This is a genomic window from Massilia sp. 01N410 (assembly GCF_056399665.1).
The window spans coordinates 75,315-96,285 of sequence record NZ_JBFTRV010000008.1 but is presented as its reverse complement, the minus strand read 5'-3'; the positions used below and the strand labels follow the sequence as shown (position 1 = coordinate 96,285).

General features: G+C 65.8%; 18 protein-coding genes. 17 read left to right on the top strand and 1 reads right to left on the bottom strand.

All coding sequences use genetic code 11. The features are described 5' to 3' along the window. Window positions 1–31 precede the first annotated feature (31 nt). The 3 genes from AC1DOP_RS13135 to AC1DOP_RS13125 all read left to right on the top strand — a co-directional run bounded on the left by AC1DOP_RS13135 (window position 32) and on the right by AC1DOP_RS13125 (window position 2,768). Complete coding sequence (locus AC1DOP_RS13135) at window positions 32–745, top strand: HAD family hydrolase (RefSeq protein WP_442122804.1); 714 nt, start codon at window positions 32–34, stop codon at window positions 743–745. Between the two features lie 60 nt (window positions 746–805). Continuing rightward, complete coding sequence (gene hrcA, locus AC1DOP_RS13130) at window positions 806–1,819, top strand: heat-inducible transcriptional repressor HrcA (protein ID WP_442122805.1); 1,014 nt, start codon at window positions 806–808, stop codon at window positions 1,817–1,819. An 82-nt stretch (window positions 1,820–1,901) separates the two neighbouring features. After that, window positions 1,902–2,768: an alpha/beta fold hydrolase gene (locus tag AC1DOP_RS13125; RefSeq protein WP_442122806.1), complete on the top strand. Its 867-nt coding sequence runs from the start codon at window positions 1,902–1,904 to the stop codon at window positions 2,766–2,768. A gap of 68 nt (window positions 2,769–2,836) precedes the next feature. Here the strand turns inward: AC1DOP_RS13125 and fur are convergent, their stop codons facing one another. Then, window positions 2,837–3,268, bottom strand: a complete 432-nt coding sequence (gene fur, locus AC1DOP_RS13120) for a ferric iron uptake transcriptional regulator (protein ID WP_230026249.1) — start codon at window positions 3,266–3,268, stop codon at window positions 2,837–2,839. Window positions 3,269–3,358: 90 nt separating this feature from the next. Here fur and AC1DOP_RS13115 point away from each other — a divergent pair, with 90 nt between their 5' ends. The 14 genes from AC1DOP_RS13115 to AC1DOP_RS13050 all read left to right on the top strand — a co-directional run bounded on the left by AC1DOP_RS13115 (window position 3,359) and on the right by AC1DOP_RS13050 (window position 20,949). After that, complete coding sequence (locus AC1DOP_RS13115; RefSeq protein ID WP_442122807.1) at window positions 3,359–3,976, top strand: outer membrane protein assembly factor BamE; 618 nt, start codon at window positions 3,359–3,361, stop codon at window positions 3,974–3,976. A 5-nt stretch (window positions 3,977–3,981) separates the two neighbouring features. Beyond that, window positions 3,982–4,794 (top strand): 4-hydroxy-tetrahydrodipicolinate reductase, encoded by an 813-nt coding sequence (dapB, locus tag AC1DOP_RS13110; protein ID WP_442122808.1) that lies wholly within the window; start codon window positions 3,982–3,984, stop codon window positions 4,792–4,794. A gap of 151 nt (window positions 4,795–4,945) precedes the next feature. Continuing rightward, window positions 4,946–5,272 (top strand): barstar family protein, encoded by a 327-nt coding sequence (locus tag AC1DOP_RS13105; protein WP_230026254.1) that lies wholly within the window; start codon window positions 4,946–4,948, stop codon window positions 5,270–5,272. 75 nt (window positions 5,273–5,347) lie between these two features. Next, the gene (gene leuS, locus AC1DOP_RS13100) at window positions 5,348–8,005 is read left to right on the top strand and encodes a leucine--tRNA ligase (RefSeq protein WP_477251619.1); all 2,658 of its coding nucleotides are present in this window, start codon (window positions 5,348–5,350) and stop codon (window positions 8,003–8,005) included. 3 nt (window positions 8,006–8,008) lie between these two features. Further along, window positions 8,009–8,533, top strand: coding sequence for an LPS-assembly lipoprotein LptE (locus tag AC1DOP_RS13095; RefSeq protein ID WP_477251617.1), 525 nt, complete (start codon window positions 8,009–8,011; stop codon window positions 8,531–8,533). A 12-nt stretch (window positions 8,534–8,545) separates the two neighbouring features. After that, window positions 8,546–9,559, top strand: coding sequence for a DNA polymerase III subunit delta (gene holA, locus AC1DOP_RS13090; RefSeq protein ID WP_442122811.1), 1,014 nt, complete (start codon window positions 8,546–8,548; stop codon window positions 9,557–9,559). Between the two features lie 44 nt (window positions 9,560–9,603). Beyond that, entirely contained in the window at window positions 9,604–10,869 is a 1,266-nt protein-coding gene (locus AC1DOP_RS13085; RefSeq protein ID WP_477251615.1) for a glutamate-5-semialdehyde dehydrogenase, read from the top strand. A gap of 45 nt (window positions 10,870–10,914) precedes the next feature. Then, the gene (locus AC1DOP_RS13080) at window positions 10,915–11,328 is read left to right on the top strand and encodes a CopD family protein (protein WP_442122813.1); all 414 of its coding nucleotides are present in this window, start codon (window positions 10,915–10,917) and stop codon (window positions 11,326–11,328) included. A 9-nt stretch (window positions 11,329–11,337) separates the two neighbouring features. Next, window positions 11,338–11,940, top strand: a complete 603-nt coding sequence (locus tag AC1DOP_RS13075) for a DsbA family protein (RefSeq protein WP_477251612.1) — start codon at window positions 11,338–11,340, stop codon at window positions 11,938–11,940. 231 nt (window positions 11,941–12,171) lie between these two features. Then, entirely contained in the window at window positions 12,172–13,395 is a 1,224-nt protein-coding gene (locus AC1DOP_RS13070) for a THUMP domain-containing class I SAM-dependent RNA methyltransferase (protein WP_477251610.1), read from the top strand. A gap of 3 nt (window positions 13,396–13,398) precedes the next feature. Beyond that, window positions 13,399–14,673, top strand: a complete 1,275-nt coding sequence (locus tag AC1DOP_RS13065; protein WP_477251608.1) for a multidrug effflux MFS transporter — start codon at window positions 13,399–13,401, stop codon at window positions 14,671–14,673. A 362-nt stretch (window positions 14,674–15,035) separates the two neighbouring features. Continuing rightward, window positions 15,036–17,153 (top strand): HDOD domain-containing protein, encoded by a 2,118-nt coding sequence (locus AC1DOP_RS13060; protein WP_442122882.1) that lies wholly within the window; start codon window positions 15,036–15,038, stop codon window positions 17,151–17,153. A gap of 7 nt (window positions 17,154–17,160) precedes the next feature. After that, window positions 17,161–19,398 carry a putative bifunctional diguanylate cyclase/phosphodiesterase gene (locus tag AC1DOP_RS13055; protein WP_442122817.1) on the top strand — a complete coding sequence of 746 codons (2,238 nt, stop codon included), beginning with the start codon at window positions 17,161–17,163 and terminating at the stop codon, window positions 19,396–19,398. Between the two features lie 15 nt (window positions 19,399–19,413). Next, the gene (locus AC1DOP_RS13050) at window positions 19,414–20,949 is read left to right on the top strand and encodes an SEL1-like repeat protein (RefSeq protein ID WP_477251606.1); all 1,536 of its coding nucleotides are present in this window, start codon (window positions 19,414–19,416) and stop codon (window positions 20,947–20,949) included. Window positions 20,950–20,971 lie beyond the last annotated feature (22 nt).

Sequence of the window (20,971 nt, the reverse complement as noted above, 5' to 3'; positions counted from 1 at the left end):
CCTTGACCCGCCCTCCCTCCGACCCCCGAGCATGACGACGACCCCACGCGCCTGGCCCAAGGCCCTCCTTTTTGACCTGGACGACACGCTGTGGCCGATCGCCCCGGTGATCCTGCAAGCCGAAGAGATCCTGTTCGCCTGGCTGCGCGAGCACGCGCCGCGCGTGGCCCAGCGCTTCACCATCGACAGCCTGCGCCAGGCGCGCCTGGAACTGCTGGCGCAGAAGCCGGAGTTCCAGCTCGACCTGGGCAAGCTGCGCCGCGCCGGCCTGCTCGCCGCCTTCGAACAGGCCGGCGAGGACGCCGCCAAGGTGGAGCTGGCGATGGCCGAGTTCTTTGCCGCGCGCAATGCCGTGGTGCCTTACGACGACGTGGTGCCGGGATTGCTGCGCCTGAAGAACAAGGTGCTGCTCGGCGCGATCACGAACGGCAATGCCGACCTGCGGACCATCGGCCTGGCCCACCATTTCCGGGCGTCGGTATCGGCGCCCGCGTTCGGCGTGGCCAAGCCGGATCCGGCGATCTTCCTGGCCGGCTGCCGCGAACTGGGCGTGGCCCCGCTTGACGCCGTCTATGTGGGCGACGACGTGCTGCTCGACGTCCAGGGCGCCCAGCGCGCCGGCCTGCGCGGGGTCTGGATGAACCGCAACGGCAGCCGCAAGCATATCGAACACGGCGTCGAGCCGGACGCGATCGTGCGCGATGTCGACGAACTGCTGGACTGGCTCGAGCGCAACCATGCCTGAAGCGTGGTTGACGGCACGCATGACTGCACACGCGGCGAGCGAACAGGCATAATGTGAACCATGCAACTCGATAACCGTGCACAAACCCTGCTGAAAGCCCTGGTCGAGCGCTATATCGCCGACGGCCAGCCGGTCGGCTCGCGCGCGCTGTCGAAGATTTCCGGCCTCGACCTGTCGCCGGCCACGATCCGCAACATCATGGCCGACCTCGAGGAGATGGGCTATGTCGCCAGCCCCCACACCTCGGCCGGCCGGATCCCGACGCCGCGCGGCTACCGCATCTTCGTCGACACCCTGCTCACCGTGCGGCAGATCGACGAGAACGCCGTCGAAGCCGGCATGCGCCTGCCCGCGCACCAGCCGCAGAAGGTGATCGCCAACGCGGCCCAGATGCTGTCCTCGCTGTCGCAGTTCGCCGGCGTGGTGCAGAGCCCGCGGCGCGAATCGGCGTTCCAGCAGATCGAATTCCTGCGCCTGTCGGAAAAACGCATCCTGCTGGTGATCGTCGACCCGCGCGGCGACGTCCAGAACCGCCTGCTGCTGACCGACGTCGACTACAGCCCCTCCGAGCTGACGCAATCGGCCAACTACCTGAACCAGAATTTCGCCGGCCTGTCCTTCGACCAGGTGCGTGCGCGCCTGACCGGAGAATTGCGCAAGCTGAGCGACGACATGGCGCGCCTGATGCAGTCCGCGGTGGATGCGGGCAGCGAAGCCCTGCAGGAAACCGACGACATGATCATTTCGGGCGAGCGCAACCTGCTGTCGGTGGCCGACCTCTCGTCGAATATGAGCTCGCTGCGCCAGATGTTCGAGATGTTCGAGCAGAAGACCGGCCTGATGCAGCTGCTGGACGTCTCCAGCAAGGCCGGTGGCGTGCAGATCTTCATCGGCGGCGAATCCAAGCTGGTGCCGATGGACGAGATGAGCGTGGTCACCGCGCCCTACGAGGTGAATGGCAAGATCGTCGGCACCCTCGGCGTGATCGGCCCGACCCGCATGGCCTATGAGCGGGTGATCCCGATCGTCGATATCACGGCCAAGCTCCTCTCGAACGCGCTCAGCCACTCCTGAGGTTTCTTACAGTTTCGGCAGGAACCCCCGGCGGATATAGTCGGTTCATTGCGCCGCGCGCGCCATCCGCCAAGGAATTGCCGTGAACCGATTCAGACGTCCCCTTATTCTCGCCGCCATCGTGCTGGTGTGCGGCGCCGTCGCACGCACCGGCGCCTCCGCGCCGGAGGAGCGCATCGCCGTGGGCGCCTGGCAGGTGCAGGCGGCGGAGCAGGGCAGCGGACGCTATACCGTCATCTTCGAATCCGGCTTCGGCACCGGCCTGGATACCTGGCGCAAGGTGGCGCCGGAGCTGTCGAAGTCGGCGCACGTCATGAGCTATTCGCGCGCCGGCCATGGCAGCTCCGACCCGCGCCCCGAACCGCGCAGCATCCTCCAAAGCAGCCGGGAGCTCGACCAGCTGGTGGCCGCGGCGGGGCTGAAGCCGCCCTTCATCCTGGTCGGCCATTCCTACGGCGGCTTGCTGGCGCGCGCCTTCGCGCTGCGTCATCCCGGCCAGGTGGCCGGCCTGGTGCTGGTCGACCCGGCCGACGAACGCTTCAATCCGGGCCTGCGCAGGCTCGATGCAAGGCGCGCGGCGGACGACGACCGGCAGTTCGACGCCCTCGTGCCGGCCAGGTTCAGGGCGGAGTACGACGCGCTGAAGCCGGTCCTCGACCAGGGGGCGCTGCCGCCGCCGCTGGACGGCAAGCTGCCGGACGTGCCGGTGGTCGTCCTGACCTCGGTGCAGCAGTTCGACAAGCCGGAATTCTTCCTGCAGAGCGTGGAGGCGGTCGCCCTGAAGCGCGACCTGCACGCCGATTTCCTGCGCCAGTTCAGCGAAGGCTCCCAGGTGCTGACCCTGAAAAGCGGGCACAACATTCAGAAGGAAGAGCCGGAACTGGTGATCGCGGCGGTGAACAAGGTCATCGCCGCGGCCAGCCGGCGCGCGGCGCAGGACAAGCTGTAGGAGACGCGCAGCTTAGAACCTATCCAGTAGGCGCGTCAGGAGCGACTCCGGCCTACTGGGATAGGTTCTTAACGGTGCCGGTGCGGGCAATCCGTCTTCTGGCAGTTGCCGTAGATGGCGAGGGCGTGTTCGGCGATCTTGAAACCGCGCTCGAGGGCGATCTTCTGCTGGCGGCTTTCGATCTCTTCGTCGTAGAACTCCTCGACGTGGCCGCAGTCGAGGCAGACCAGGTGGTCGTGGTGCGAACCGGCGTTCAGCTCATAGATGGCTTTGCCGGTTTCAAAGTGATTGCGGTTCAGGAGACCGGCCTGTTCGAACTGGGTCAGCACGCGGTACACCGTCGCCAGGCCGACGTCCATGTTCTCGTTCAGCAGGGTCTTGTATACGTCTTCCGCCGTCAGGTGCCGTACCGTGCTGTTCTGGAAGATCTCCAGGATTTTGAGCCGCGGCAGTGTCGCTTTGAGGCCGCTGGCCTTCAGGTCGGTTGGGTTGTTGCTCATGTTTTGTTACTCTTAGATGGGCCGAGATAGGCGTAGTGCTTTATGATATAGCGTTTCTAGAATCTCGCTCAATCGTTTTTAAGGTTAGATATGCGCGTCATGAATGCCGTTTTCCATCGTTCCCACGCCCGGGCCGCGCTCGTGGCCGGCCTTGCCGTCACGGCGCTGACGGTCTCCGGCTGCGCATCCTGGCGTAACCAGACCAAGCCGGCAGCGCCGGTGAGCACCGCCCCGGCCGCGGTCGCCGCCGATGCCGACAAGTCCGCGGCAATCGCGAATTCGGGCGCGCAGACGACCACCGTCACCAAGCTGCAGAAATTCCTGTGGGTGTTCTCGCCGTATCGTCCGGACATCCAGCAGGGTAACTTCGTGTCCCAGGAAATGCTGACCCAGCTGAAGGTCGGGCAGACCCGCGACCAGGTCAAGTTCATCCTCGGCACCCCGTTGCTGACGGACGCCTTCCACGCCGACCGCTGGGACTATCCCTTCTACCTCGCGCGCGGCAACGGCGAGCTGACCACCAGCCGCGTCACTGTCTACTTCAAGGACAACCTGCTGGCCAAGATCGACGGCGGCAACCTGCCGAGCGAGCGTGAATACATCTCGCGCCTGATCGGCATCTCGAAGTACGAGACCAAGACCGAACAGGAATCGCTGGACGAACTGAAGCGCAAGCGCGAAGACGCGGCCAAGCGCGGCGGGGAGTAAGAGTCATGACGCAATTGAATATTGCCGTCGCCGGCGCCAGCGGCCGCATGGGCCGCATGCTGATCGAGACCATCGCGGCAGCCGACGACGCCACCCTGGCCGGTGCACTCGATCGCGCAGGCAGTCCCTTCATCGGTTCGGATGCGGGCGCCTTTTCGGGCCAGCTGACCGGCGTGACGATCCGATCAAGCCTGGAGCAAGGCCTGGCCGGCGCCCAGTACCTGATCGACTTCACTCGCCCGGAAGGCACGCTGGAGCACCTGGAATACTGCGCCGCCCACGGCATCAAGCTGATCATCGGCACCACCGGCTTCGATGAAGCCGGCAAGGCCGCGATCCGCGCCGCCGCCGAAAAGACCGCGATCGTGTTCGCGCCGAACATGAGCATCGGCGTGAACGTCACCCTGAAGCTGCTGGAAATGGCGGCGAAGAACTTCTCGCAGGGCTATGACATCGAGATCATCGAAGCCCACCACCGCCACAAGGTCGACGCCCCGTCCGGCACCGCGCTGAAGATGGGCGAGGTCATCGCCGACGCCCTCGGCCGCGACCTGCAACAGTGCGCCGTCTACGGCCGCGAAGGCGTGACCGGCGAACGCGACCCCTCGACCATCGGCTTCGCCACCGTGCGCGGCGGCGACATCGTCGGCGACCACACCGTGCTGTTCGCCGGCATCGGCGAGCGCATCGAGATCAGCCACAAATCGAGCAGCCGCGTCAGCTACGCCCAGGGCGCCCTGCGCGCCGCACGCTTCCTGGCCGACAAGCCGACCGGTCTGTACGACATGCAGGATGTGCTGGGCCTGAAAACCACCTGAGCCCGCGTTATCTGCACGCCCGCCGAACTGGACGGCTTTGTCAGCGATCTGCTGGCATACTGGCCGGGACGGCGGGCGTTTTTTATCCCGCGAACGTATAAATACCGTCATTCCCGCCTCCACGGGAACGACGATGAATCGGAGAATCCCTATGGCCACCGTCGAACTGAACGGCGCCGCAATCGTCGACACCGAAAGCTTCCACGCCGAGAGCCAGCGCGCCTTCGGCTTCCCGGACTCCTATCCGCACACCATGGATTCCTGGGTCGACTGCCTCAGCTACCTGCGCGACGAGGACGGCATGAGCAGCATCCGCCTCGGTCCGGACGAGACCCTGCACATCGTCGTGCTGCATTCCGACGCCATGCGCGAACGTGCCGAGGACGTGCTGGAGGAAATGGCCTTCTGCATCATCGGCATCAACGAGCGCTACGAGGACTACGGCGAAAAGCCGGCCCTGGAGCTCGAGCTGCGGTAGGGCGGGCTCTCCGAGCCCGCTAGGTGAATCAACCAGTATAATGTTCTGCTCACCTCCATTAGTCCGCAGAACATCATGCAAGATAAATATAGTCCAGCCGAAGTCGAACAGGCCGCCCAGGCCTACTGGAAGTCGATCGACGCCTATAAAGCGGTCGAAAATGACCCGCGTTTCCCAAAAGGCAAGTATTACGCCTGCTCGATGCTGCCTTACCCGTCCGGTAAGCTGCACATGGGTCACGTGCGCAACTATACGATCAACGACGTGATGTACCGCTACCTGCGGATGAACGGCTACAACGTGCTGATGCCGATGGGCTGGGACGCCTTCGGCATGCCGGCCGAGAACGCGGCAATGGCGAACAACGTGCCGCCGGCCGAATGGACTTATTCGAACATCGCCCACATGCGCGGCCAGATGGAGTCGATGGGCCTGGCCATCGACTGGTCGCGCGAAATGACCGCCTGCAAGCCGGACTACTACAAGTGGAACCAGTGGATGTTCCTGAAGATGCTCGAGAAGGGCATCATCTACCAGAAGACCGGCACCGTGAACTGGGACCCGGTCGACCAGACCGTGCTGGCCAACGAGCAGGTCGTCGACGGCCGCGGCTGGCGTTCGGGCGCGCTGGTCGAAAAGCGCGAGATCCCGATGTACTACGTGCGCATCACGGACTACGCCGAGGAGCTGCTGGACTACGTCGACAATAAACTGCCGGGCTGGCCGGAGCGCGTGCGCATCATGCAGGCCAACTGGATCGGCAAGTCGACCGGCGTGCGTTTCGCCTTCCCGCACGTGATCATGGACGAGCAGGGTGAGCTGATCAACGAAGGCAAGCTCTACGTCTTCACCACCCGCGCCGACACCATCATGGGCGTGACCTTCTGCGCGGTCGCCGCCGAGCACCCGCTGGCCACCCAGGCGGCCAGGGACAAGCCGGAGCTGCAGGCCTTCATCGCCGAGTGCAAGCAGGGTTCCGTGATCGAAGCCGACATGGCGACGATGGAAAAGAAGGGCATGCCAACCGGCCTGTCCGTCATGCACCCGATCACCGGCGAGCAGGTGCCGGTCTGGGTCGGCAACTATGTGCTGATGACCTACGGCGACGGCGCCGTGATGGGCGTGCCGGCGCACGACGAGCGCGACTTCGCGTTCGCCAAAAAATACGAGCTGCCGATCAAGCAGGTCGTCGCGGTGGAAGGCGAGACCTTCTCGCTGGACGGCTGGCAGGAGTGGTACGGCGATAAAGAGAAGGGCGTGCTGATCGACTCCGGCAAGTACGACGGCCTCGATTACACCGCCGCCGTGAACGCCGTGGCCGGCGACCTGGCCGAGAAGGACCTGGGCGACAAGAAGGTCACCTTCCGCCTGCGCGACTGGGGCATCTCGCGCCAGCGCTACTGGGGCACGCCGATCCCGATGATCCACTGCGAGAAGTGCGGCACGGTGCCGGTTCCGGAAAAGGACCTGCCGGTCGTGCTGCCGGAAGACTGCGTCCCGGACGGCACCGGCAACCCGCTCAAGAAGCACGAAGCCTTCCTGAAGGTCGACTGCCCGTGCTGCGGCGCGCCCGCCCGCCGCGAGACCGACACCATGGACACCTTCGTCGACTCGTGCTGGTACTACATGCGCTATACCTCGCCGGGTTCGAACGACCAGATGGTCGACCCGGCCCGCAACGATTACTGGATGCCGATGGACCAGTACATCGGCGGCATCGAGCACGCCGTGCTGCACCTGCTGTACGCGCGCTTCTGGACCAAGGTGATGCGCGACTTCGGCCTGGTGAAGTTCGACGAGCCCTTCGTCAACCTGCTCACGCAAGGCATGGTGCTGAACGAGACCTACTACCGCGAAGACGAATCCGGCAAGAAGACCTGGTTCAACCCGGCCGACGTCGACCTCGTACTCGACGACCGCGGCCGCCCGCAGGCGGCGGCATCGAAGCTGGACGGCGCACCGGTCATCATCGGCGGCACCGAGAAGATGTCGAAGTCGAAGAACAACGGCATCGACCCGCAAGCCCAGATCGAGCAGTACGGTGCCGACACCGCCCGCCTGTTCACCATGTTCGCGGCGCCGCCGGAGCAGACCCTGGAGTGGTCGGAGTCGGGCGTGGAAGGCGCGAGCCGCTTCCTGCGCCGCGTCTGGGCCTTCGCCCATGCGCAGCGTGAGCGCGTATCGGCAGCACTAAGCGCGGCGCCGGCCGGCCAGCAGCAAGGCACCCTGGACGACGACCAGAAAACACTGCGCCGCGAAGTGCACAAGATCCTGCAGCAGGCCGATTACGACTTCAAGCGCATCCAGTACAACACGGTCGTCTCGGCCTGCATGAAGATGCTGAATACCCTGGAGTCGGCCAAGCTGGCCGAGGGTACGGCGAGCGACGCCGTCATTACCGAAGGCCTGTCGATCTTCCTGCGCATGCTGAACCCGGTGGCGCCGCACATCACCCACGCGCTGTGGCAGGAACTGGGCTACGCCGGCGTGTACGGCGACATCCTGAACGTGCAGTGGCCGGAAGTCGACCCTGCCGCGCTGGAGCAGTCCGAGATCGAGCTGATGATCCAGGTGAACGGCAAGCTGCGCGGTTCCGTCAAGGTGCCGAAGGGCGCCGACAAGGCCGCCATCGAAGCCGCGGCACTGGCCTCGGAAGCGGCCCAGAAATTCGTCGAAGGTACGCCGAAGAAGGTCATCGTCGTCCCCGGCAAGTTGATCAACATCGTGGTGTAATCGATGCCGGCCTCCTATAAGAAAGTAGTGGTGCGTTCCGTCGCGGCGCTGGTAGTAGCAGCGTCGCTGGCGGCCTGCGGCTTCCAGTTGCGCGGCTCGAACGGCAGCTACACGATGCCCTTCCACAGCCTGTTCCTGACCTTCCCGGACACCTCGCCGCTCGGGACTGAGCTCAAGCGCAACCTGCGCGCGGGCGACGTCGAGATCGCCGACAAGCCGGACCAGGCGGAAGCGCAGTTCGTGGTGCTGAGCGAGAACCGCGGCAAGTCGATCCTGTCGCTGAACAGCCTGGGCCGGGTGCGCGAATACCTGCTGACCTATACGCTGACCTTCGCGGTCCGCGACAGCAAGGGCGTCGAGCTGCTGCCGGCCACCGAGATCACGCTGCGCCGGAACATGGCCTTCGACGAGACCCAGGTGCTGGCCAAGGAATCCGAGGAAGCGCTGCTGTACCGCGACATGCAGGCCGACCTGGTGCAGCAGATCATGCGCCGCCTGGCCGCGCTCCGGCCAGCGCCGGCCAAGTAAGGAAGAGAGACTATGCAGTTGCGGCCTGAGGCGCTCGACGGGCAGCTCGCCAAGGGGCTGGCGCCCCTGTACGTGATCACCAGCGACGAGCACCTGCTGGCGCTGGAAGCGGCGGACAAGATCCGCCGCGCCGCGCGTGCGCAAGGCTATTCCGAGCGCGACGTGCTCACGGTCGAGCGCAACTTCAAGTGGGGCGAGCTGCTGGCCGCCAACCAGGCGATGTCGCTGTTCGGCGACAAGAAGCTGATCGAGCTGCGCATCCCCGGCGGCAAGCCCGGCAAGGACGGCAGCGCGGCCCTGCAGAACTACGCGAAAGACCTGAACCCGGACAACCTGACCCTGATCACCCTGCCCAAGCTGGACTGGCAGACGGCGAAGGCGGCCTGGGTGGCGAACCTGCAGCAGGCCGCGGTCTACGTCGAGATCCCGAACGTGGAACGGCCCGCATTGCCGGCCTGGATCGGCATGCGTCTCTCGGCGCAGCAGCAGAGCGCAGACCGCCAGAGCCTGGACTTCATCGCCGATCGCGTCGAGGGCAACCTGCTGGCGGCGCACCAGGAAATCCAGAAGCTGGGACTGCTGTACGAGCCCGGCAAGCTGAGTTTCGAGCAAGTCCAGGACGCCGTGCTGAACGTGGCGCGCTACGACGTGTTCAAGCTGTCCGAAGCGATGCTGGCCGGCGATCCGGCGCGCCTGGTGCGCATGCTGGAAGGCCTGAAAGGCGAGGGCGAGGCGCTGCCGTTGGTGCTGTGGGCGGTGTCGGAGGAAATCCGCACGCTGCTAAAATTGAAGGCAGGGATGGCGCAGGGACGCCCGCTGGGCGCGCTGCTGAAGGAATACCGGATCTGGGGCCCGCGCGAGCGCATGATGGAACCGGCGCTGCGCCGCATCTCGCTGCCGACCCTGGAAGCGGCCATGCAGGAGGCGGCTCAGGTCGACCGCATGGTCAAGGGTCTGCGTGCGAAGCAGTTCGCGGGCGATGCCTGGGATGCGATGCTGCAGCTGGCATTGAGAGTAGCCTCATGACGTAGGGTGGGCATGGGTGCCCACCCTATATACGGACGACGCAAATGGACATCAACGAATACATGCAAACCATCGGCCGCCAGGCGCGCGCGGCCTCGCGCGCGATGGCGCGCGCCGACAGTGCCGCCCGCAACAAGGCGCTGCTCCTGATCGCCGACGCCATCGAGCGCGACGCCGCCTGCCTGCGCGACGCCAATGCGCGCGACCTCGATGCCGCCCGCGCCGCCGGCCTGGCGCCGGCCCTGCTGGACCGCCTGGCGCTGTCCGACAAGGCGATCGCCACCATGGTCGACGGCCTGCGCCAGATCGTCGCGCTGCCGGATCCGATCGGCGAAATCTCGAACATGAAGTTCCGCCCAAGCGGCATCCAGGTCGGCCAGATGCGCGTGCCGCTGGGCGTCATCGGCATCATCTACGAAGCGCGCCCGAACGTGACGGTGGACGCGGCCGGGCTGTGCATCAAGAGCGGCAATGCCGCCATCCTGCGCGGCGGTTCGGAAGCCATCCATTGCAACCGCGCCCTGGCCGAGCTGGTGGCGGAAGGGCTGCGCGGCGCCGGTCTGCCGGAACAGGGCGTGCAGGTGGTCGAGACCACCGACCGCGCCGCCGTCGGCTTTCTTATCACCATGCCGGAATACGTGGACGTGATCGTGCCGCGCGGCGGCAAGGGCCTGATCGCGCGCCTGATGCAGGAAGCGACGGTCCCGATGATCAAGCACCTGGACGGCATCTGCCACGTCTACATCGACGCCAAGGCCGATATCGCCAAGGCGCTGCCGATCGCGATGAACGCCAAGACCCACCGCTACGGCACCTGCAACACGATGGAAACCCTGCTGGTGGCGCGCGCCATCGCGCCGACGATCCTGCCGCAGCTGGCCGAGCTGTACGCGACCAAGGAAGTCGAACTGCGCGCCGATCCGGAAGCGCTGGCGATCCTGCAGGGCTATCCGCACCTGGCGCCGGCAACCGAGGAAGACTGGAGCACTGAATACCTGGCGCCGATCCTGGCGGTGAAGATCGTCGAAGGCATCGACGAAGCGATGGAACACATCAACACCTGGTCGTCGAAGCATACCGACGCCATCGTCACCGAGGATTACACCGACGCCATGCGCTTCCTGCGCGAAGTCGATTCGGCCTCGGTGATGGTAAACGCCTCGACGCGCTTCGCCGACGGTTTCGAGTACGGCCTGGGCGCCGAGATCGGCATCTCGAACGACAAGCTGCATGCGCGCGGGCCGGTGGGGCTGGAGGGGCTGACTTCGCTGAAGTACGTGGTGTTCGGCCACGGCGAGATCCGCCAATAATTTCTCCGTCGTCCCCGCGGAGGCGGGGACCCATTTAGGAAAAAAATGTACCTCTGGATCAAAGCCTTCCACATCGTCTTCATCGCCTCCTGGTTCGCCGGCCTGTTCTACCTGCCTCGCATCTTCGTGAACCTGGCGCAGGAAACCAATCCCGCCACGATCGAGCGCCTGCTGGGCATGGGACGCCGCCTCTACCGCTTCACCACGATGCTGATGATCCCGGCCCTGGTGCTGGGACTTTGGCTATGGCTGGGCTTCGGCATCCGCGGCGGATGGCTGCATGCAAAGCTGGCGCTGGTCATCCTCGTGATCGGCTACCATCACGCCTGTGGATCGCTGCTGAAGAAGTTCGAACGCGGGGCGAATACGCGCAGCCATAAATGGTTCCGCGTGTTTAACGAAGTCCCTGTGCTGCTGCTGATTGCGATCGTCATCCTGGTCGTCGTCAAACCTTTTTGAAGGCATCCGATGAGCAAAACCATCCAGTATTTCTTCGCACCGCAGTCGCCCTACGTCTACCTCGGGCATGAACGCCTGCTCAAGCTGGCCGCCCAGTACGGCGCGATGATCGAACCCAAACCCTTCGACATCGGCGCGGTGTTCGCCGAAAGCGGCGGCCTGCCGCTGGCCAAGCGCGCGCCGCAGCGCCAGGCTTACCGCCTGCAGGAACTCGAACGCTGGTCGAAGCATCTCGGCCTGCCGATGAACCTGCATCCGAAGTTCTTCCCGGTCGACCAGACGCCGGCATCGCTGCTGCTGATCGCCGCCCGCGAACAGGGCGGAGCCGACCAGGCCCTCGAACTGGCCACCGCCATCACGCGCGCGGTGTGGGCCGAGGAAAGGAATATCGCGGACCAGGCCACGCTCGAGCAGCTCGCCGGCGACGCCGGTTTCGACGGCGCAGCCCTGCTGGCGGCATCGGGTACGCCGGAAGTCCGGCAGAAGTACGAAGGATTCACGAAAGAAGCGCTGGATGCCGGCGTGTTCGGCGCGCCCTGGTATGTCGTCGACGGCCAGGGCTTCTGGGGCCAGGACCGGCTCGATTTTGTCGAGCGGCTGCTGCAGGGTTAATGGATTGAGCAGGCTACGGCCTGTGATGTACAGCGGCCGGGTTGGTCCCGGCCGTTGGCGTTTTTTATTTAATAATCAACTTAACAGGGGCCTCGCAAACCGTCGCGAGCGGCAGCAGATTTGGCCGAGAAGCGCAGCCGTACTTACGGTACGGCGAGCATCGCAGGCCGAAGCTGCAACGCGCAGCAGGTTTGCGAGGTCCCCCACCACAACGGATAAAGGGTACACCTGATGGCCTCCTACTTTTGCCCATGCCCGCGCGGCATGGAAGCGGCACTCGCCGAAGAACTCGCTGAAATCGCGCAGAACACCAACAGCCCCACGCTGAAGGTCCACCAGCAGGTGCCGGGCGGCGTGCACGCCTCGGGCAGCATGCAGGATGCCTATCGCATCAACCTGCATTCGCGCATCGCTTCGCGCGTGCTGATGCGCATGGCGAACAAGACCTACACCAACGAGAACGACATCTACGACCTGGTGCTCGAGCAGCCCTGGGAAGACTGGTTCGGCGTCGATCACACGATCCGGGTCGACATCACGGCCGTCAAATCGCCGCTGAAGAGCCTGGAGTTCACCACGCTGAAGATCAAGGACGCCGTCTGCGACCGCTTCCGCGACCAGTTCGGCAAGCGCCCCTCGGTCAACACGCGCGAGCCGGACATGCGCATCCTCGGCTTCCTCGACAAGCACAACTTCACGGTCTACCTCGACACCTCGGGCGAGGCGCTGTTCAAGCGCGGCTGGCGTGAAGAAACCGGCGACGCGCCGCTGCGCGAGAACCTGGCAGCCGGCCTGCTGCGCGTGGCCGGCTGGAAGCCGGGCGTGCCGCTGTTCGATCCGATGTGCGGCTCGGGCACGATCCTGATCGAGGCGGCCCAGATGGTGCAGGGTATTCCGCCAGGCGCGCGCCGCCGCTTCGCCTTCGAAAAATTCCGTAACTTCGACAGCAAGGCCTGGCAGGAGATGAAAACGGCGATCAAGCCGAACCCGCTGCCGGACACTCCCACCATCTTCGGTTCCGACATCTCCGGCGACATGGTGGCGATGACCCGCCATAACCTGCGCGTGGCCGGCGTCCTGTTCGAGGTGCCGCTCAAGCAGATCGAGGCGCAGCAGGTGCAGCCGCCCACCAGCCAGCCGGGCATCCTGCTGACCAACCCGCCCTACGGCGAGCGTATCGGCGTGCGCGGCGACTCCACCATCCCGCAGGACGAGATGGCCGTCGGCTTCTACCAGACCCTGTCCGGCACGCTCAAGCAGCGCTTCGCCGGCTGGACCGTCTACCTGTTCACCGCCGACCTTTCGCTGCCGAAGATGCTGCGCCTGAAGGAATCGCGCAAGACCCCGTTCTTCAACGGCGCGCTCGAATGCCGCCTGTTCCGCTTCGACATGGTCGCCGGCTTCAACCGCCGCGATGCCGCGAAGCCGGACGCGGCCCGCCCGCAACAAGAGTAATCGATGCTGCCCGAACCCGAACCAGACAACCTGCCCAGGGACCCAGTCATTCCGGTCCCGCTGCCGGAACCGCACAAGGTCACCATGCTGTCGGCCGGCGGCCTGGCTTCGCTGCTGGCCGCGCTGTCGATGCTGGGGCCGTTCTCGGTCGATGCCTACCTGCCGGCCTTTCCGCGCATCCAGGAGACCCTGCATGCGACCCCGCTGGAAGTCCAGCAGACCCTGACGGCCTACATGTTGTCCTTCGCCGTCATGTCGCTGTGGCATGGCGCGCTGGCGGACGCCTTCGGGCGCCGCAACGTGGTGCTGGTTGGCCTGATCGTGTTCGCGGTCGGCACCCTCGGCTGCGCCTCGGCGCATTCGGTGCACTACCTGTGGATCTTCCGCATCATGCAGGGCATCTCGGCCGGGGCCGGGGTGGTGGTGGGGCGGGCGATCATCCGCGACCTGTACTCGGGCGCGCCGGCCGCGCGCCTGCTGTCGATGGTGACGATGATCTTCTCGATCGCGCCGGCGGTGGCGCCGGTGCTGGGCGGCTGGATCGTGACCCTGCTGGACTGGCGCGCGATCTTCCTCGGCCTGCTGGTGTTCAGCGTGGGGCTGTGGTGGGTCTGCTGGCAGCACCTGCCGGAGACCATGCCGAAAGAGCGCCGCCAGCCCTTCAATCCGCGCTTCCTGGCGCGCAGCTACTGGGACATCTTCAGCTCCGTGCTGTTCCAGATGAAGTCGGCGGTGGTCGCCTTCAACTTCGGCGGCATGTTCCTGTTCATCGCCGGCGCACCGGTGCTGTTGCCGGTGCACCTGCACCTGGGACCCTCGGACTTCGCCTGGCTGTTCGTGCCGGCGGTGGCCGGCATCTTCCTGGGTGCCCTGGCCGCCAACCGCCTGGCCGGCAAGATGCATTACGGGCGCCAGATCGGCATCGGCTATGCCTTGATGCTGGCCGCGGTGACCGGCAGCGTGCTATACCACTCCTTCCTGCCGCCGGCCTTGCCGTGGACCGTGCTGCCGATGTTCTTCTATAACTTCGGCAGCTCGATCATCAACCCCAGCGCGACCCTGCTGACGCTCGACCTGTTCCCGCACATCCGCGGCACGGTGGCGTCCTGCCAATCCTTCGTTACCACGCTGATGGGCGCGATCGTGGCGGGCATCATCGCGCCGGCGCTGACCTACTCGGTGCTGGCGATGGCGCTCGGCCAGGCTGCGTTTGCGCTGGCGTCGCTGGCTTGCTGGATGGTGTCGCGCCACTATCGGCGCAAGCAAGCCCTGGCGTAGGGGGGAAATCAGTCCGGGGACTGAGTAAATCAGTCCGGGGGACTGATTTACCTGCCCACCCTACGGGAATATGAGGCGCGTCAAGACGTGCAGCTGAGTTCTGACTCTAAAACACATCACTTTTACCGGAAAATGTTGTTCCCGGTCAGAAATGTATATATGCTAAGATAAGTTTTTTACATCCGGAACAATGCCAAAAAACCAGTTTTATTCCGGGGATTACAAGAAGAATTATCGTGGCAGCTTGAGCCGGGGAGGGCCGCCACCAACCATCCAGAACAGCAGTGGCGGCCGTGCTTGAGACCAACTACCTACCAGACCAGGATATCCGCAATCGCCTGCTGATCGCGCGGCTGCCGGCCATGCCGCAGATACTCATCAAGCTGCTGGCCCACCTGCAGGCGGACGATCTCGGCATGCCGGAACTGGCTGCGCTGGTGGCCAAGGACGCCGGCATGACGGGCAAAATCCTGAGCGTCGCCAACAGCTCGGCCTATCATCGCGGCGGCCGCCTGCCCAACCTCGAGCAGGCCATGGTGGCGCTGGGCACCGACATGATCAAGACCCTGGTGATCAGCGACTCGGTATTCCAGACCTTCAACAGCTTCCCGAATTCCGGCGCGACCGACTTGCGCGCATTCTGGAAGAACTCGCTCACCGCCGCCGTGCTGGCGCGCGACCTGGCCCGCCACCTGAATTATTCCCAGCCCGAGGAAGCCTACCTGGCCGGGCTGCTGCACAACGTCGGCCGCCTGGCCCTGCTGGCCACCGCCCCGAAGGAATACGGCTACAACTTCACCGCGCGCGACGACGAAGACCTGTGCGCGGTCGAGCAGCGCACGCTCCAGATCACCCACGCCGAAGCCGGCGCCTGGCTGATCGAACGCTGGCAGCTCGACTCCTTCCTGGCCGACTCGGTGCTCTACCACCACGAGCCGGGCGAGCGCCTGGAGGGCGCCCATCCCCTGATCCGCATCGTGCGCGCCGCCCACCTGCTGTCCGCCCATGCCGACGACCCGAACCTGGTGGTCGAGGCGGCCAAGCTGTGCGACCTCGAACCGGAAGCCGCCGATGAGCTGCTGGCCCAGGCCGCGCGCCAGGTCGAGCGCGCCGCGGTCCATCTCGGTATCGACCTGGCCGGCGCCGACGACATTCCCGCCCTGCCGGCCTTCGCGCCGCCGCCGCCCGTCGATCCTGTGCAGCAGCGCCTGACCGAGGAGATGCGCAACCTGGTGCTGGTCTCGGAGATCGGCCAGGCCTTCGCGCGCCAGCAGGGCAAGGGCGGCGAGAGCGGGCTGCTGGAATCGGTGGCGCGTTCGGCGCGCGTGCTGTTCGACTTCGAGAACGCCGCCGTGATGCTGGAGAACCCGACCGGCCACGCGCTGGTGGGCGCGCCCACCGCCAACCAGCAGCGCATCTCGGAATTCTCGATCCCGCTGTCGAAGGGCGGGGCGGTGGCCAAGGCCGCGCTGGAACGCCGCCTGGCCTTCGTGCGCCGCGACGGCGCGCCGCTCGGCCTGCCCGAGGAACAGCTGCTGCGCATGCTCGGCACCGAATCCCTGGTCTGCGTGCCGCTGGTGAGCGGGGCGCGCTGCATCGGCGTCCTGATCGGCGGCATCGCCAGCTGGCAGGTGCCGGCCTGCCAGAAGCGCGAGCGCTTCATGCAGTCCTTCGGCGCCCAGGCCGCGACCGCGCTGGAGAACGCGATGCTTGAGCGCGGCCATGCGCGCCGACAGCTGGCCCATGTGGCCGAGGAGTACAGGGAAGCGTCGCGCCGCGTGGTGCACGAAGTGAATAACCCGCTGTCGATCATCAAGAATTATCTGTCGGTCCTCGACAGTAAGCTGGAACGCCAGGAGCCGGTGGCCGGCGAGCTGTCGATCCTGAACGAGGAGATCGACCGCGTCGGCCAGCTGGTCAACAGCCTGACCGAGGTGCAGCCCGCAGTTTCCTCCTCCTTGGACGGCGGCGTCAGCGCAAACGTGGCCAAGGTGGTGGAGGACGTGCTGCGCCTGTTCCGCGCCACCGACTTCGTGCCGCCCAACGTCGAGATCGTGGTCAGCATGTCCAGCGAAGCGGCGCGCGTCGAGGGCGATCCCGACATCCTCAAGCAGATCCTGGTCAACCTGATCAAGAATGCGATCGAGGCGCTGTCCGCCACCGGCGGCCGCATCGAGATCGCCAACCGCGGCCACGTCAACCGCGAGCGCAGGCTGTACCTGGAGCTGGTCGTCTCCGACACCGGCCCGGGCCTGTCGCGCGAGGTGCTGGCCAATCTGTTCTCCGCCGTGAAGAGCACGAAGGAAGGCCCGCACCATGGGCTCGGCCTGTCGATCGTGCACAGCCTGGTCAAGAAGCTGAACGGGCATATCGCCTGCCGCAGCGGCAAGACCGGCACCAGTTTCGAAATTCTGCTGCCGGCGCATGCCGGCGCAAGCGCCCCGGCTGGAACGCCGATGCGCGCGCTCGGATCAGTATAAGGTAACAATGAATCCCATCTCCGACAGCGCCCCGTCAACCGCACCCCATGACGCGCTTGCCCCGCAAGCCGCATTCCCGTCCACGATGGAGCAGCCGCGCCTGCTGCTGGTCGACGACGAACCCCGCCTGCTGTCCTCGCTGTACGAACTGCTGCAGGGCCGCGGCTACCAGCTGGTCACCGCCGCCACCGGCAGCGAAGCCCTGGCCCACCTAGGGAAACTGCGCTTCGACCTGGTCCTGCTCGACCTGCGCCTGCCCGACATCGGCGGCCACGAGATCATGGACTTCATCAACGCGAAGGGCATCGACGCCGACGTCATCGTGATGAGTGGCGAGGTCGGCATCGAGGCCGCGATCGGCGCCCTGAAACGCGGCGCCTACGACTACCTGCGCAAGCCCTACAGCCGCGAAGAGCTCCTGACGACCGTGGCCAACGCGCTCAAGGCGCGCCGCCTCGAGGAAACCAACAGCCGCATCGCGACCCAGCTGGAAAACTCGGAGAAGATGTACCGCTACCTGGTGGACTCCTCGCCGGACATCATCTATACCCTGAACCACGAGGGAAAATTCACGTTCGTGAACGACCGCGCCTACCAGCTGCTCGGCTACCGCCGCGAAGAGCTGATCGGCCAGCACTACTCGATCCTGGTGCACGAAGAAGACCTGGAGCGCGCCCGCTACGCCTTCAACGAGCGCCGCGTCGACGAACGCGCTTCGCGCAACGTCGAGCTGCGCCTGAAGTGCCATGCCGGCTCGAACCAGGAACGCACCTTCAACAACACCCTGATGACGATCTCGCTGAACGCGATCGGCATGCACGTGCCCGACCAGGAAGTGAAGAAGCTGGAATTCTTCGGCACCTACGGCGTGGCGCGCGACATCACCGACCGCAAGCGCGCGGAAGAAGTCATCTCCTACCAGGCCTACCACGACATCCTGACCGACCTGCCGAACCGCATCCTGTTCAAGGACCGGCTTGGCCTGGCCGTCATCCAGGCGAAGCGCAAGCAGACCGAGCTCGCGGTGATGTTCATCGACCTCGACCGCTTCAAGCTGGTCAACGACACCCTCGGCCACGTGAAGGGCGACGAGCTGCTGCAGCAGGTTGCGGTGCGCCTGAAGGATTGCCTGCGCAAGGGCGACACCCTGGCGCGCCAGGGCGGCGACGAATTCACCATCGTGCTGCCCGAGCTGCGCGACCGCGACGACGCGCGCAGCGTCGCCGACAAATTCCTCGAGTGCCTGCAGCTGCCGTTCGACCTGGACGGCCACCAGGTCCACATCTCGGCCTCGATTGGCATCGCGATCTATCCGGGCCACGGCGAGTCGATCGACGAGCTGCTGCGCCACGCCGACATCGCCATGTACCAGGTCAAGGGGCAGGGCAAGAACGGCCACGCCTTCTACGACGCCTCGATGCAGGACATCTCGCACCAGAAGATCGCGCTCGGCCAGAGCCTGCGGCGTGCGCTGGAGAACGATGAGCTGGAGATGTACTACCAGCCGCAGATCGACGCCGCCAGCGGCCGCATCGTCGGCGCCGAGGCGCTGATGCGCTGGAACCACCCGACCCGCGGCATCGTCACGCCGGGCGAGTTCCTGCCCTTCGCCGAAGAGAACGGCCTGATGATCCCTATCTCGGACTGGATGATCGGCGCACTGTGCCGCGACATGCTGCAGTGGAAGGGCATCTGCGCCAACCAGGTGCGGCTGTCGCTGAACCTGTCCCCGCAATACCTGGACCGCGGCGACTTCTTCGAGAAGATGCGCGGCGCCCTGCTGCGCTACGGGATCGCGCCGAGCCAGATCGAAGTCGAGATCACCGAGAACATCTGCATCCGCAACCCGCAGCATGCGATCGAGCAGCTCAACAAGCTGGGCCAGCTCGGCGTCTCGGTGGCGATCGACGACTTCGGTACCGGCTATTCCTCGCTGGCCTACCTGCACCGCTTCCCGGTCCACACGATCAAGATCGACCAGTCCTTCGTCAAGGAGATCCACGACGAGTACGGCCACTATCCGGTGGTGCTGGCGATCATCTCGATCGCGCGCGGCCTGGGCCTGAACCTGATCGCGGAAGGGGTCGAGACCGAGCCGCAGGCACGCTACCTGCGCGCCAACGGCTGCATGACGATGCAGGGCTACCTGTATCACCGGCCGATGCCGCTGGGCCGCTTCGTCGACGTGCTGCGCGGCCAGGGCCTGCCGGCCGGCGCGGGCAACGTGCTCGCGTTCCAGGCGTAAGGAAGCCGCCTTGCCATGCCTGATACCGTCGCTCATCACACCGCTGAGTTCCTGCGCGTAAAAGCGCTGGCCGAGCGCGGCGTCGCCAGTGCCCAGCACAGCCTGGGCTTCATGTACGTGAACGGCCACGGCGTGCCGAAGAACGACGAGCTGGCGGTGGCCTGGTACCGGATGGCGGCCAGCGCCGGCCTCGAACAGGCCCAGTACAACCTCGGCGTGATGTACCAGAAGGGCCAGGGCGTGGCCCAGGACCTGGCGCAGGCGATCTACTGGTACACCCAGGCGGCCGAGCAGGGATATGCCGCGGCCCAGTACAACCTGGGCTGGCTGTACGCCAAGGGCCAGGGCGTGCCGGCCGACGTGCAGCAGGCCATGCACTGGTTCAGCCAGGCGGCCGAACAGGGCGACGCCGGCGCCCAGCACAACCTCGGCATGATGTACGAAGGCGGCAAGGGCGTGGCCCAGGACATCGGCCGCGCCATCGAATGGTATCGCCGCGCCGCCGACCAGAACTACGCGCGCGCGCAGTTCAACCTGGCGCTCCGCTACGACAGCGGCCAGGGTGTGGACCGCGACGTGCAGCAGGCCATCCACTGGTTCCGCAAGGCGGCCGAGCAGGGCTATGCGCCGGCCCAGTTCAACCTCGGCCTGCGCTATGACAAGGGACAGGACCTGCCGCAGGACAGCGAAAAGGCGATCCTGTGGTACGGCCGCGCCGGCGAGCAGGGCCATGCCAGCTCGCAGTTCAACCTGGCCCTCATCCACGACAGCGGCCACGGGGTAGCCCGCGATCCCGACCTGGCGCTGCACTGGTTCCGCAAGGCGGCCGAGCAGGGCCATGCCGGCGCCCAGGACAATCTCGGCCTGCGCTACGAGCACGGCCAGGGCGTGGATCAGGATTACGGACTGGCCGCGCACTGGTACCGCAAGGCCGCCGAGCAGGGTTCCGCCGGCGCCCAGTACCACCTCGGCCAGCTGCTCGACGCCGGCCATGGCGTCGAACAGGATGCCGGGCAGGCGCTCGACTGGTACCGCAAGGCCGCAAGCCAAGGCCACCTGCGCGCCCAGTTCGACCTCGCCCTGCGCATCGAGGACGAGGCCATGCACTGGTACCGCAAGGCGGCCGACCAGGACTACGCGCCGGCCCAGTACATGCTGGGCCAGCTGCTCGACCAGGACGACAGCGGCACCATCGACCCGCGCCAGGCCTACGAGTGGTACCGCAAGGCGGCCGACCAGGGCCACGCCCTCGCCCAGTTCGCGCTCGGCCTGCGCTACGACAGCGGCCACGGCGTCGAACGCGACTACGAAGCCGCCCACTTCTGGTACCTGTGCGCCGCGCGCCAGGGCCATGCGCGCGCCCAGTTCAACCTCGGGGTCATGTACGCCAGCGGCCAGGGCGTGCAGAAGGACCTGGTCGAAGCCTATGCCTGGCTGCACCGCGCCGGTGCCGCCGGCGTTCAACCCGCCACCAGCTACATCCAGCGCATCGCCGCACGCATGGAACCCCACCTGCTAGCGCAAGCCCAAGGCTACCTCGGCGCTGCGTGATGGTCCCCGTGACGCCGCGGGT